Origin of the sequence: Pantoea sp. T14, from assembly GCF_036663535.1 — a bacterium.
Lineage (GTDB): Bacteria > Pseudomonadota > Gammaproteobacteria > Enterobacterales > Enterobacteriaceae > Pantoea > Pantoea phytostimulans.
In genome coordinates this window covers 349195-362353 of the sequence record NZ_JAWUEB010000026.1, presented here as the reverse complement: position 1 = coordinate 362353, position 13159 = coordinate 349195, and the positions used below count along the sequence as shown (strand labels likewise).

The following is a 13159-nucleotide window of genomic DNA, read 5'->3' as shown; positions in this document are numbered from 1 at the left end:
CGGGCTTTTTAATGTCTAAAATGCGTAAATCATTCGATAAATCAGTATTAATTTAAAGATTATTCGTGAATTTCCAGGGTAGATGAAAGCATCAAATACAGATTTATCCTGGGCAGCTTTCAGTTAAAAAGCGCTCGAATAACCGCATTGTGCTGTCGATCAAGGCTAAAAAGGCAATGTTCTACTATGCTGTTTTTTCGATAATTATTGCCCATTGTTGGCTCATTATATTTGTTAAATGTGCCTAATGCTTTCATCGCTAACAAATAAACAATAGGCATGTTATTTCTGCCGCACAAAATGTACTATTTGCGGTGGTCTTAATACTCGAATGGGGTTGTGTAAATTATAACCAACACATGAAGGTATTAATCATCAATAGATCTGTTTTTTACACAGCGTATTGGTTGCTGCAAGCCAAGGGCGGTAGCGTGGCTTTTTATTCATTTGAATAAAAATTGACCCGCTTTAAATGCAATAGCACGTTTAAATCTGTTAGAGGATGTGGAATGTTACTTCCCGTAATCATGGCCGGAGGAACCGGCAGCCGCTTATGGCCCCTTTCCCGAGAATTGTATCCAAAGCAGTTTATTTGCCTTCACGGTGAACACTCCATGCTACAGGAAACGGTCATTCGCCTTTCGGGTATTGAGGCGCGCGCGCCCATGGTGATTTGTAACGAAGAGCATCGTTTTCTTGTTGCTGAGCAATTACGACAAATTAATAAGCTCTCGCACAATATAATTCTGGAGCCGGTTGGCCGTAACACTGCACCTGCCATCGCGCTTGCGGCATTGAACGCCGTTGAGCAGGGTGATGATCCGGTTCTGTTAGTGTTGGCTGCAGACCATGTGATTGAAGATCGCGCTGCATTTCATCATGCAATCAAAACGGCTACTGCCTATGCCAAGCAAGGTAAACTCGTCACATTCGGCATTGTGCCAACTGGTCCAGAGACCGGTTATGGTTACATTCAACGTGGAGAAGCGTTGCCGGGTGAAGAAGACGCACCTTATGCAGTACAGCGCTTTGTCGAAAAACCGAATTTAAAAACCGCTGAACAGTATCTTGAGTCAGGGGAGTATTATTGGAACAGTGGTATGTTTATGTTCCGCGCTAAGCGTTATCTGCAAGAGCTTGAAAAATACCGTCCTGATATTCTTGAAGCCTGCCGCCTTGCTATGGCTAACGTGAAGGAAGGCAATGACTTCATCAGCATTGATAAAGATGACTTTATCTCTTGCCCCGATGAGTCTGTCGACTATGCCGTTATGGAACAGACCGATTCCGCTGTGGTGGTTCCACTTGCAGCAGGTTGGAGCGATGTAGGTTCCTGGTCAGCATTATGGGAGGTTAACGATAAAGACGCTCATGGTAATTCCTTAAAGGGCGACACTTTTCTGCACAACACTAAAAATTGCTACATCAACAGCGAAGACCAGTTGGTTGCAGCGATTGGTGTGGAAGACCTGGTCATCGTAAACACCAAAGATGCCGTATTAGTGGCACGTAAGGACCAGGTACAAGACGTAAAACGCGTGGTGGAATTCCTTAAAGGGGAATGTCGTAGTGAGTATCGCCGCCATCGTGAAACCTATTGGCCTTGGGGACGCTGTGACTTGGTGGTGAATACCGGCCGTTTCAACGTTAACCGCATCACCGTAAAACCGGGTGAAGCTTTCGATTTGCAGATGCACTATCACCGTACAGAACACTGGGTAATTCTATCTGGCACCGCGAAAGTGACTATTCAAGACAAGTCACTGTTAATGACAGAAAACCAGTCTACTTTTATTCCAATTGGCCATCCGCATACGCTAGAAAACCCAGGCAAAATCCCTTTAGAGCTTCTGGAAATACAGTCGGGATCTTACTTGGGCGATGACGACCTTATTCTTATAAAAGAACAGTTTGCAAGTTAGTAAGGACAGAAGAGATCATGGCAGCACTGACCTGTTTTAAAGCTTATGACATACGTGGTGAGCTTGGTACTGAACTAAACGAAGATATTGCTTATCGTATTGGACGCGCATACGGCGAGTTCATCAAACCTAAAACCATCGTGGTTGGTGGTGATGTGCGCCTTACCAGCGAGCCATTGAAGCTTGCATTAGCAAACGGTTTAAGGGACGCGGGTACCGATGTTTTAGATATCGGTATGAGCGGCACTGAAGAGATTTACTTCGCCACGTTCCACTTAGGTATTGATGGCGGCATTGAAGTCACTGCCAGCCACAACCCAATGAACTATAACGGCATGAAGTTAGTACGTGAAGGTGCTCGACCAATTAGCGGCGATACCGGCCTACGCGATGTGCAGCGCCTGGCAGAAGCAAATGACTTTGCTCCAGTTGAAGCAAGCAAACGCGGCACCTACAAACAGATTTCTGTATTGGATGCCTACGTTGACCATTTGATGAGCTACATCAATCTCGCTAACTTTACCCAACCGATAAAGTTAGTAATTAACTCCGGCAACGGTGCTGCCGGGCATGTTATCGATGAGATTGAAAAACGCTTTCAGCAAGCGAATGCACCCGTTTCCTTTATTAAAGTACATCACGCAGCTGACGGTAACTTCCCGAACGGAATTCCTAATCCATTGTTACCTGAATGCCGTAAAGATACGGCTGATGCGGTGCGTGAACATAAAGCCGATTTGGGTATAGCCTTTGATGGCGATTTTGATCGCTGCTTCCTGTTTGATGAGAATGCTGAATTTATCGAAGGCTATTATATCGTTGGTTTGTTAGCTGAAGCATTCTTGAAAAAAGAGCCCGGCGCTAAAATTATCCATGATCCGCGTTTAACCTGGAACACGATCGATGTGGTCACTAAGGCGGGTGGCATTCCGGTAATGTCTAAAACTGGACATGCGTTTATTAAAGAGCGTATGCGTGAAGAAGATGCGGTTTATGGCGGAGAGATGAGCGCACATCACTATTTCCGTGATTTCGCTTATTGTGATAGCGGAATGATTCCATGGCTGCTTGTCGCAGAATTATTAGCGGTGAAGAATTTATCACTTTCGCAAATGGTATCTGAGAGGATGAAAGCATTCCCTTGTAGTGGCGAAATTAATTATAAAGTGGTAAATGCGCTAAATATAATAACAACTATAAAGCAAAGTTATAAAAGTTATGCGGAAAAATTTGATGAAACTGACGGGGTCAGTTTTGAATTTAATAATTGGCGGATGAACTTGAGGACTTCAAACACTGAGCCTCTGCTTAGGCTAAATATTGAGAGCAAATCAAATTCCGATTTAATTTTTCAAAAAGTCAAAGAAATTGAATTGCTTATGAAGGGCAGCGTATGATAATGGCAATTGGAAGGGCGCTGTGGAACTATCGAGGCTTTGTTCTTGGTAATGTTAAAAGAGAATTTCAATCAAAGTATCAAAATTCATTACTCGGGGCAGCTTGGAATATTTTAAATCCATTGTCCATGATAGTAGTGTATACGGTAATTTTTTCACAAGTTATGCATTCAAAAATCCCAGGGGTAGGGAATGTTTTTGGTTACAGTATTTACCTATGTTCTGGAATACTTACTTGGGGATTGTTCGCTGAAATCGTAGGTCGGGGCCAAAATGTTTTTTTAGAATATGCAAATCTACTTAAAAAAGTGAACTTCCCCAGGTTGTGTCTACCTGTAACTATAATTTTAAATGCATTACTAAATTTCTCAATAGTATTTGGTATTTTCACAGTCTTTCTGGTGGTTACAGGGAACTTTCCGGGAGTTGTGTTCTTATCATTGATTCCTATATTAATTGTTATGGTTGTGTTTGCTATGGGTTTAGGTATAACCCTCGGTGTTTTGAATGTTTTTTTTAGAGATGTTGGACAGTTCTTTGGTATAGCTTTACAGTTTTGGTTTTGGCTTACACCTATTATTTATCCCGCTGAAATATTACCAGCCCGAATACATGAATATCTTAAATTAAATCCTATGTATGGTGTTATATCATCAAGCCAAGATATTTTAGTTAAAGGGCAGTGGCCAAACTATGAAAGTTTACTGCCTGCATTATTAATAGGTTTGGTGCTCTGCATTATCGGACTTAAACTTTTCCGTAATCACTCTGGTGAAATGGTGGATGAATTATAATGGGTAAAATTTCCGTTAGTGGCGTTGGGAAAGCTTACAAACAATACCCAAGTAGGTGGAGTCGATTAGCTGAATGGTTCCTTCCAGGTAAAAAGGAACGGCATAAATTAAAGTGGGTTCTAGAAAATGTTTCGTTTGAAGTTAGTCCGGGACAGGCTTTAGGTATCATTGGGATTAATGGTGCCGGTAAAAGTACACTACTGAAAATGATAACTGGTACTACCCAGCCAACGGAAGGAACTATCTTGCTAGAAGGCCGAGTAGCAGCGATGCTTGAGCTAGGAATGGGTTTTCATCCAGACTTTACTGGAAGACAGAATGTTATTATGTCAGGCCAATTACTAGGCTATGGTATCGATGAAATTTATAATTTAATGCCTTCAATCGAAGCTTTTGCTGAAATTGGTAGTTACATTGATGAGCCAGTACGCGTTTATTCAAGTGGAATGCAAATGCGCTTAGCTTTTTCTGTGGCAACCGCTGTAAGGCCAGATATTTTGATTGTTGATGAAGCCTTGTCAGTTGGAGATGCCTATTTCCAGCATAAAAGCTTCAATCGTATAAGAGAATTCAATCGTGAAGGTACCACACTTCTTATTGTGTCTCATGACAAGCAGTCAATTCAAAGTGTTTGTAATAAAGCAATCTTGCTGAACCAAGGTAAAGTTGAAATGGAGGGCGAGCCTGAAGCGGTAATGGATTACTATAATGCCTTACTTGCAGACAAACAGAATCAAAAAATAGAGCAAGTAGAGTTAAGTGACGGCAGCATTCAAACGATATCTGGTAGCGGAGAAGCTTCAGTAAAAGACATCCGTATTCTAAATAAAAAAGGCGAAACTATCGAGTTTGTCGATGTTGGCGAGCTCGTTACTCTTAAAATAGTAGTTAAAGTTAATGAAGATATTCCAAGATTAGTACTTGGCTATGGGATTAAAGATCGGCTTGGGCAGGTAGTTTTTGGTACGAATACTGATTTAAAAAAACTTCCAATTTATGAAGTTAAAAAAGGAACAGAGCATATATTTGAAATAAAGTTTAACGCTAATTTAGGGCCTGGTAGTTATTCTATACAAACCGCGCTTGTTAGTACGGATACGCATTTGGTTAATAATTACGAATGGCGAGATCTGGCGTTAGTCTTTAATATTATAAATATAAATAAAGAACATTTTGCAGGCTGTGCCTGGATAGATCCTGAAATTGAGATTAAATCGGTATGACAAAAATAAGCTATGCGCAAAACTTCGAAGATATTATACTTTGGCGAGCGCTTAAAAATATTAAAAATGGATTCTATGTTGATGTCGGTGCTAATGATCCGGTATTAGACTCTGTAACAAATCTATTTTATTTACAAGGTTGGACAGGGATCAACGTTGAGCCATTAAAAAAACACATTTTTGCTTTAACTAATGAACGACAGAGAGATATTAACCTTCATTGCGCTGTTTCAGATATCAACGCAGATTTAGAAATATGGGAATGTGATGTTAGAGGTTGGGCTACTTTAGATAAAAAGGTAGCAGAGATTCATGAAAATAATGGTTTTCAAGGAAAGTGGACCAAAACACCAGTAAAGAGACTTGATTCCCTGTTATTAGAACATCTCCCCGAACTTCAAAAAGATATTCATTTCTTAAAAGTGGATGTTGAGGGGTTTGAAGAGAATGTGATAAAAAGTAATAATTGGGAAAAATTTAGGCCTTGGATTGTAATCATCGAATCTACAATTCCTAACTCTCAATTAGAAAGTTTTTCTTCATGGGAACAAATTCTTTTTTCTAATCAATATAAATTTATTTATTTTGATGGGTTGAATCGATTTTATCTTAGTGAAGAGCATTATGATGAATTGGCTCATGCTTTTTCATTGCCGCCTAATATTTTTGACGACTTCATTAAATATCAAGATGAAACTAATCGTAAAGAAATTAGCGCGCTCAAAGTAAAAAATGAAAATTTAGAGAGTGAAATTTTTGATAATGAAAAAATGATTTCAGAGTTAACGAAAGATAATGATGAGTTAAAAAATAATCTTATTTCTTTAAACAAAGAATTATGCTCAGTATATGAAAGCCGGTCATGGAAGCTAATGGCGCCATTTAGAAGATTTGCTAGTTTTTTTAAACGAGATTGAAATATGAAAAGTATAGTTTTTCTAAGCACTTATCCTTTTGCTAAGCCTCGCCATGGTGGCCAAATAAGGCTTTCTCAACTCGTTAATAAGTTTAGCAATAATGGATGGACTGCGCGATCAATTGCTATATATGAGCAAGAAAGTTTCATTGGAGATGATTTAGGACCGTATGATATTCCTTTTCCAATAGATTCAGAATTTAGGAAATTCGAAGGCCGTAATATCCCATTAATAAATGATTTGCTTACCGCTGAATTTGCGGTTTCTGACAGAGATACTTTCAGCAAAGTAGTTTCGCATTTGCCTGATCATATTGATGTGATCCATGTGGAGCAATGTTGGCTTTGGGATTTAGCAAAAAAAATAAAGGCTTTAGATAAATTCAAAAAAGCAATATTAATCTTCGGTTCGCAAAATATCGAATATTTACTTAAGAAAGACATTTTAGAGCAATATAATATCCCTGATCATCATGAAGTGATTGATAAAATACAGAGTCTAGAGATAAAGGCAACAGTCGAAGCAGATATTATCGCTGCTGTAACAGAAAATGATGCCAAAATAATGGCTAGTTGGGGAGGGGGTAAGGTAATATTAGCTGCTAATGGAATTAAACCGTGGGATCTTAGTTACAATAATACAAATAAAAATAAATGGATTGAGAAACTACCTAAGTCGCCTTGGATGCTGTACATCGCGAGTGCTCATCCGCCAAACTTTACTAGTTTTATAAAAATTATTGGTGAAAGCTTGGCCTGCATTCCTCCGGATAGTAAGTTAGTAATTGCTGGGAGCGTTTGTGAACATATATACAGAGAGGTTTCTGATTCTAAATGGACAAGTATTAATATGAGTCGGTTAGAATTATTATATGTTTTGGATGATAATGACTTAGGAATTGTTAAAAATCTCGCGCATGCTTACTTTTTACCTATTGAGCATGGCGGTGGTTCAAATCTTAAAACTGCTGAAGCATTATATTCAGGCAAATACGTAATAGGTACAGCCTCTGCATTTCGGGGATTTGAAGATTATATTAATTCAACAAGAGTAAAAATCGTTAATTCCCCACAAGATTTTCATATATCTTCTAGAAATATTCTTTCTTCACCAACTCCGGTATTAAACGACGAAGAAAAGGAGATAATGCAAAAATTAACTTGGGATAGGACTCTGGAAGGTCTGTTCTCTGACGTTGAAAAATTCATGGAGCAACAGTAAATGCATAATGTTTGGGTAGACGTAACAACAATACTTGGGTGGCATAGAGCTGCTGTAGGTATAGTAAGGACTGAAGTTGAATGTGCACATTATGCTTTACATCAAATTACCGGACAGCAAGTAAAATTCTGCGGATATAGTGTACAAAGTGGTTACTACGAAGTTTCACGATCCCAGGTGGAGGAAACAATAGCCCGAATTAACGGAAGCATAAAGACGCCTGCTGAAAAAAAAGTTGATACACAACTTAGTGAAAGATTTGAGACTCGCTTAAAAAAACATATCCTAAAATTCATAGGTAAGATTCCTCATCGATATCAGCGTAAAGTTTTTAGCTATCTGTTGCCACGTAAGCCTGCCGTTGTAAGTTGTATTACTTCATTGAGATATGCAAAATTGGCTTTAACGCAATGGTTTAAACCTGTTAGGTTAATGCCTCAAATACAATTCACTGAAGGTGAGACTGCAATCGGATTAAAATACCCTTTCCATGAAGGGGATACGTATATTTCATTAGGGCTGGATTGGGATCAAAAAGATTTTGGTTATTTATACAAAATTAAAAAAGAAGCAAACCTCATTGTGAAATTATTTTGCTATGATGTGATCCCTGTAAAATTGCCCCATTTATGTGTAGGTGATGTAGCAGGAAAATTTGCACATTATTTTTCAAACGTGGCATGGTGCGCCGACGAAATTTTCTGCATATCGAAGTGCTCTAGAAATGATTTGGCTGAACTTTTAAAGGAATTGGGTACGCCTATACCCAAATTAACTATTGTTAAGCTAGGTTGTGAGTTGCCGGTAAACAAAAATGAAGATGATGTTTCTCTAGAACTAAGAAATTTAATGAGTAAACCTTACTTACTTTTTGTTTCAACCATCGAAAGACGCAAGAACCATGAGGTGCTTTATAAAGCTTACACTCGGCTAATTGATCAAAAGGTTCCTAATCTTCCATTACTCATTTTTGTTGGCATGCAAGGTTGGGGAATGAATGATTTTATCACGGATTTGAATTTGGACCCTAGAGTGAAAGGGAAGATTATACAGCTAAATAACATTACTGATCCTGAATTAAGCCAGCTTTATAAAAATGCTTTGTTTACTGTATATCCATCTCTTTATGAAGGCTGGGGACTACCGGTAGCGGAAAGCTTAGCTTTCGGGAAATATTGCCTAGCTTCATCAGCAGCATCTGTGCCTGAAGTTGCAGGAGAACTTTTAGACTATATAGATCCGTGGGATGTCCCCGAGTGGGCAGAAAAAATCAAACATTTTATTGAACATCCTGATGAAATAAAACGACGTGAATTAAGAATTCAAAATGAATTCGCACCCACCAAATGGTCTGAGACCGCAGCTTCAATTTTAAATTCGTGATATTATAAACTTTATCTTTAATCTGAAAATTATATTTGGAATTTAGTATGACTAACAAAATTGCAGTTTTAACAGGCATTACAGGTCAAGATGGTGCATATTTAGCCGAATTATTACTCGATAAAGGTTATAAGGTTTTTGGAACTTATCGTCGTACGAGTTCAGTAAATTTTTGGCGTATAGAAGAGTTGGGAATTAAATCAAATCCTAATCTTCATTTAGTTGAATATGATCTTACTGATTTGTCATCCAGTATTCGCCTGTTACAAGAAAGCCAAGCAACAGAAGTTTATAACCTTGCAGCGCAAAGCTTTGTTGGCGTTTCATTCGATCAGCCTCTGACAACTGCCGAAATTACCGGTATTGGTCCTGTTAATCTGTTAGAAGCTATTCGCATTGTAAATCCAAAAATTCGCTTTTATCAGGCATCAACCTCAGAAATGTTTGGTAAAGTTCAGGCGATTCCACAAAAAGAAGACACGCCATTCTACCCACGTAGCCCATACGGCGTTGCTAAGCTGTATGCACATTGGATGACCATCAATTATCGCGAAAGCTATAACATTTTCGCTTCAAGCGGCATCCTGTTTAACCACGAATCTCCTTTGCGTGGGCAGGAATTCGTTACGCGTAAAATTACTGATTCCGTTGCTAAGATAAAACTCGGCAAGTTAGATGTACTTGAGCTGGGTAACATGGACGCTAAGCGTGACTGGGGCTTTGCTAAAGAATATGTAGAAGGGATGTGGTTGATGCTGCAGGCAGAAGAACCCGATACCTTCGTACTTGCAACTAATCGTACTGAAACTGTACGTGATTTTGTTTCAATGGCATTCAAAGCGGTTGGCATCGAATTGCGCTTTGAAGGCAAAGATGATCAAGAAGTTGCGATTGACGTTGCATCTAACAAAGTGGTCGTTAAGGTTAACCCTAAATTCTATCGTCCTGCAGAAGTAGAATTGCTGATCGGTGATCCTCAGAGAGCTAAAGACATTTTAGGCTGGGAACCAAAAACGACTTTGGAAGAACTGTGTGCAATGATGGTTGAAGAAGATCTTCGCCGTAACAAACAAGGATTCTCGTTTTAATATGAATAATGGCAAAAAAGCATTGATCACCGGGATCAAGGGCTTTACTGGCCGTTATATGGCAGCGGAGTTATCCGCTGCCGGATATGAAGTGTATGGCCTTGGTTCTACTCCCGCAAATGACCTCAAAAATTATTACGTAGCAGACCTGACTAAAATATCTGAAGTAAAGGCAGCTATTGATCTGATCTCACCGGACGTAGTGATCCATTTGGCAGCTATCGCTTTTGTCGGCCATGATGACGTAAATGCATTTTATAACGTCAATATTTGTGGGACACGTAATCTCTTACAAGTTTTGTCTGAGCTTGAAAAGCTGCCAGAAGCCGTCTTATTAGCAAGTAGCGCGAATGTTTATGGCAATACTACGCCAGGAAAACTCAGTGAAGAAAGTAATGTTAATCCGGCTAATGATTATGCAGTAAGTAAAGTTGCTATGGAACACATGGCAAAGTTATTTAATAACAAGCTTCCCATTATCATTACAAGACCATTCAATTATACAGGTGTAGGTCAAGCTGATAATTTTTTGATTCCAAAAATAGTAAAACATTTTAGAGAAGAAAAAGACGTTATTGAATTAGGTAATATTGATGTTTGGCGTGATTTTTCTGATGTAAGATACCTTGCACGTTGTTATATGGCTCTTCTGTCTTCAAAAGCAGCGGGGCATATCGTTAATGTAGCATCTGGCGAAATGTTCTCATTACGTGAGGTTATTACTCTTTGTGAGGAATTAACCGGAAGAACTATTCAAATCAAAGTTAATCCGCAATTCGTTCGAGCCAATGAAATAAAAGAGTTATGTGGTGATGTTAGCCTTTTGATGGAGTTAACAAATAGTAAGCTATCTAAAATCCCTCTAAGAGAAACATTAAAATGGATGTTAGAAGCCAAAAGTTAAGTGTGGTCTTCTCAACCGACTGTATTAAATATCCTTTAACGGGGATTGGGCGCTACGCGTTTGAGCTTGCTAATGAATTGCAACGCCGAACAGAAAAAGTTGATTTAACTTTCATACACGGTACTCGGATTCGTGATACTCTTGCAGTTGCAAGCGAATCTGCGCAATCTGTTCAATCGCTTAAACGAAAATTACAAAAAAGCAAAATAGTAAGTGAAGTATATCGACTCACATTTCCAGTAGCAAAATCGATTGCTTTAAAAAAATATAAAGATCACATATTTCATAGCCCTAATTATTATCTTCCACCTAGAGTTAATCATGCTGTGGCGACGTTTCATGACCTTTCAGTATTTCATTGGCCGCAATTCCATCCAGCAGGACGCGTGCATTTGATGCAGAAAGAACTTAGGAACACGATTAAACGTGCAAGCATGTTGATCACCGACTCTAATTTTACCAAAAAAGAATTAATGGAATTTTTTGGGGTTGAATCAAAAAATATTACTGTAGCCCCTTTAGCCTGTAATGCTAATTTTCATCCTCGTCTGAAAGTCGATGTTGAATCAGTATTGGCTGATTACAAGATAAAATGGCGCCAGTTTTTTTTATATACTGGCACCATTGAGCCACGTAAAAACATCCTTACTTTACTTCGTGCTTATGACAGGTTATCTCTCCAAGAAAAAAGAGCTTATCCGCTCGTAATTAGCGGTTATAAAGGTTGGGAAAATGAAGCATTGTTCAAGCTGTTTAACAAAGGTGAATCTGAAGGCTGGCTTAAATATTTAGGATTCGTGCCGGGAAAAGATCTTCCTGTTCTATTTAGCTCAGCAACTGCTTTTGTTTTTCCCTCAATTTATGAAGGGTTTGGCCTGCCCGTGCTCGAAGCCATGGCTTCTGGGACGCCAGTGATTTGCTCGAATGCGACCTCTTTACCAGAGGTAGTTGGCAATGCTGCATTAATGCATGACCCTGAAGATATTGAAACCTTAACTAATTATATAAAAAAAATGATTGATGATTCAGAAATTAAAAGTGAGATGATTAAGGCTGGATTAGCACAATCACGGAATTTTTCGTGGTCACATTGCACGGATAAAACAATTGAAGCTTATGAGCAGGTTGCTAGATTTATATGATAAAGGTTCTGCATTGTTATAAAACGTATTATCCAGATACCTTTGGAGGAATTGAGCAAGTAATCTATCAACTTGCTGAAGGCGGAATCAAAGAAGGTATCAAATCGACAGTATTTACTCATAGCCCAAACTTTACAGAAAAAGAATCGATTTTTGATCACCATACAATCCATCGTGTAAAAACAGTATGTGAATTAGCCTCTACGCCTTTTTCATTCTCGGCAATTAGTGAATTTAAAAAGTTGGCGATGAATGCTGACGTAATTCATTATCATTACCCTTATCCTTTTATGGATTTAATGCATTTTGCAGCTCGCATTAATAAACCTTGCGTAGTAAGTTATCATTCAGACATTGTAAAACAAAAAACGTTGGCTAAAATTTACTCTCCTTTGATGAATAAATTTCTCAGCAGTGTTGATGCAATTGTTGCCGCCTCGCCAAACTACGTTAAAACGAGTCCTGTATTATCGAATTATTTAGATAAAGTTTCTGTCATTCCGTATGGATTAGATGAAGAATTTTATTTAAACCCTGCCAAAGAGTGTATAAATAAGTGGGGCGCTAATTTTCCTGATGGTTTCTTTCTTTTTATCGGCACCTTTCGATACTATAAAGGTTTACATATACTTATAGACGCTGCAAAAAATAGTTCTTATCCCATTGTTGTTGTTGGCGCTGGCCCTATAGAACAAGAATTAAAAAAACAGGCTAAAGAATTAAACGTAAATAACATACATTTTTTGGGCGCATTAGGTAACGATGATAAAGCAGCGCTTCTCGCTCTTTCTACCTGTATTGTTTTCCCATCGCATTTACGTTCAGAAGCATTTGGTATTTCATTGCTTGAAGGAGCTCTTTATTCTAAGCCTTTAATTTCAAGCGAAATTGGTACAGGTACGACCTATATAAATATTGATGGCGAAACGGGTTTAGTTGTCCCGCCAGGCGATGCGGCTGCATTACGTAACGCTATGGATATAATCTGGAATGATAAGGTTTATGCAACGAAGCTGGGTAAGGGCGCAAAAGCACGTTTTGAGCAACTTTTTACTGCTGAGAAAATGGTTAAAAGCTATACCGATCTTTATAATTCCCTGATTAAATAGGGCTTATTTACAGATATTTTCCTTTTAGCTATCGCACCAATGTCTACCGCATTCTCGTT

Annotated in this window: 11 protein-coding genes; all 11 read left to right on the top strand. The window is 38.7% G+C overall.

Going from position 1 to position 13159, the window contains the following annotated elements:
* Positions 1-509: 509 nt before the first annotated feature.
* Genes SC127_RS16825 through SC127_RS16775 form a run of 11 tightly spaced genes read left to right on the top strand, consistent with a single transcriptional unit; the run spans position 510 to position 13100 of the window.
* Positions 510-1922, top strand: coding sequence for a mannose-1-phosphate guanylyltransferase/mannose-6-phosphate isomerase (locus tag SC127_RS16825; RefSeq protein ID WP_332627178.1), 1413 nt, complete (start codon positions 510-512; stop codon positions 1920-1922).
* Positions 1923-1939: 17 nt separating this feature from the next.
* Positions 1940-3319: a phosphomannomutase CpsG gene (gene cpsG, locus SC127_RS16820; RefSeq protein ID WP_332627177.1), complete on the top strand. Its 1380-nt coding sequence runs from the start codon at positions 1940-1942 to the stop codon at positions 3317-3319.
* Positions 3316-4113, top strand: coding sequence for an ABC transporter permease (locus SC127_RS16815; protein WP_279233904.1), 798 nt, complete (start codon positions 3316-3318; stop codon positions 4111-4113). The genes cpsG and SC127_RS16815 overlap by 4 nt, the downstream gene beginning before the upstream one ends.
* The gene (locus tag SC127_RS16810; RefSeq protein WP_243077590.1) at positions 4113-5336 is read left to right on the top strand and encodes an ABC transporter ATP-binding protein; all 1224 of its coding nucleotides are present in this window, start codon (positions 4113-4115) and stop codon (positions 5334-5336) included. Before SC127_RS16815 ends, SC127_RS16810 begins: the two co-directional genes overlap by 1 nt.
* On the top strand, positions 5333-6253 hold the full coding sequence (locus SC127_RS16805; RefSeq protein ID WP_332627176.1) for an FkbM family methyltransferase: 921 nt from the start codon (positions 5333-5335) through the stop codon (positions 6251-6253). Before SC127_RS16810 ends, SC127_RS16805 begins: the two co-directional genes overlap by 4 nt.
* A gap of 3 nt (positions 6254-6256) precedes the next feature.
* Positions 6257-7474 carry a hypothetical protein gene (locus SC127_RS16800; RefSeq protein WP_243077592.1) on the top strand — a complete coding sequence of 406 codons (1218 nt, stop codon included), beginning with the start codon at positions 6257-6259 and terminating at the stop codon, positions 7472-7474.
* A complete protein-coding gene (locus tag SC127_RS16795; RefSeq protein ID WP_243077593.1) occupies positions 7475-8857 on the top strand; it encodes a glycosyltransferase family 4 protein in 1383 nt (460 codons plus the stop codon). It abuts the gene before it with no gap.
* 47 nt (positions 8858-8904) lie between these two features.
* Positions 8905-9945, top strand: coding sequence for a GDP-mannose 4,6-dehydratase (gene gmd / locus SC127_RS16790; protein WP_243077594.1), 1041 nt, complete (start codon positions 8905-8907; stop codon positions 9943-9945).
* Between the two features lies 1 nt (position 9946).
* Positions 9947-10849, top strand: coding sequence for an NAD-dependent epimerase/dehydratase family protein (locus SC127_RS16785; RefSeq protein ID WP_332627175.1), 903 nt, complete (start codon positions 9947-9949; stop codon positions 10847-10849).
* Positions 10825-11991, top strand: a complete 1167-nt coding sequence (locus SC127_RS16780) for a glycosyltransferase family 4 protein (protein ID WP_332627174.1) — start codon at positions 10825-10827, stop codon at positions 11989-11991. Before SC127_RS16785 ends, SC127_RS16780 begins: the two co-directional genes overlap by 25 nt.
* Complete coding sequence (locus tag SC127_RS16775; protein ID WP_279233905.1) at positions 11988-13100, top strand: glycosyltransferase family 4 protein; 1113 nt, start codon at positions 11988-11990, stop codon at positions 13098-13100. Before SC127_RS16780 ends, SC127_RS16775 begins: the two co-directional genes overlap by 4 nt.
* Positions 13101-13159: the final 59 nt, after the last annotated feature.

What these genes read in the sequence shown, in the direction of transcription:
- SC127_RS16815 (WP_279233904.1), top strand. Translation starts at nt 3,316, where the DNA reads ATGATAATGGCAATTGGAAGGGCGCTGTGGAACTATCGAGGCTTTGTT.
- gmd (WP_243077594.1), top strand. Translation starts at nt 8,905, where the DNA reads ATGACTAACAAAATTGCAGTTTTAACAGGCATTACAGGTCAAGATGGT.
- SC127_RS16795 (WP_243077593.1), top strand. Translation starts at nt 7,475, where the DNA reads ATGCATAATGTTTGGGTAGACGTAACAACAATACTTGGGTGGCATAGA.
- SC127_RS16780 (WP_332627174.1), top strand. Translation starts at nt 10,825, where the DNA reads ATGGATGTTAGAAGCCAAAAGTTAAGTGTGGTCTTCTCAACCGACTGT.
- SC127_RS16805 (WP_332627176.1), top strand. Translation starts at nt 5,333, where the DNA reads ATGACAAAAATAAGCTATGCGCAAAACTTCGAAGATATTATACTTTGG.
- SC127_RS16785 (WP_332627175.1), top strand. Translation starts at nt 9,947, where the DNA reads ATGAATAATGGCAAAAAAGCATTGATCACCGGGATCAAGGGCTTTACT.
- SC127_RS16800 (WP_243077592.1), top strand. Translation starts at nt 6,257, where the DNA reads ATGAAAAGTATAGTTTTTCTAAGCACTTATCCTTTTGCTAAGCCTCGC.
- SC127_RS16810 (WP_243077590.1), top strand. Translation starts at nt 4,113, where the DNA reads ATGGGTAAAATTTCCGTTAGTGGCGTTGGGAAAGCTTACAAACAATAC.
- SC127_RS16825 (WP_332627178.1), top strand. Translation starts at nt 510, where the DNA reads ATGTTACTTCCCGTAATCATGGCCGGAGGAACCGGCAGCCGCTTATGG.
- SC127_RS16775 (WP_279233905.1), top strand. Translation starts at nt 11,988, where the DNA reads ATGATAAAGGTTCTGCATTGTTATAAAACGTATTATCCAGATACCTTT.
- cpsG (WP_332627177.1), top strand. Translation starts at nt 1,940, where the DNA reads ATGGCAGCACTGACCTGTTTTAAAGCTTATGACATACGTGGTGAGCTT.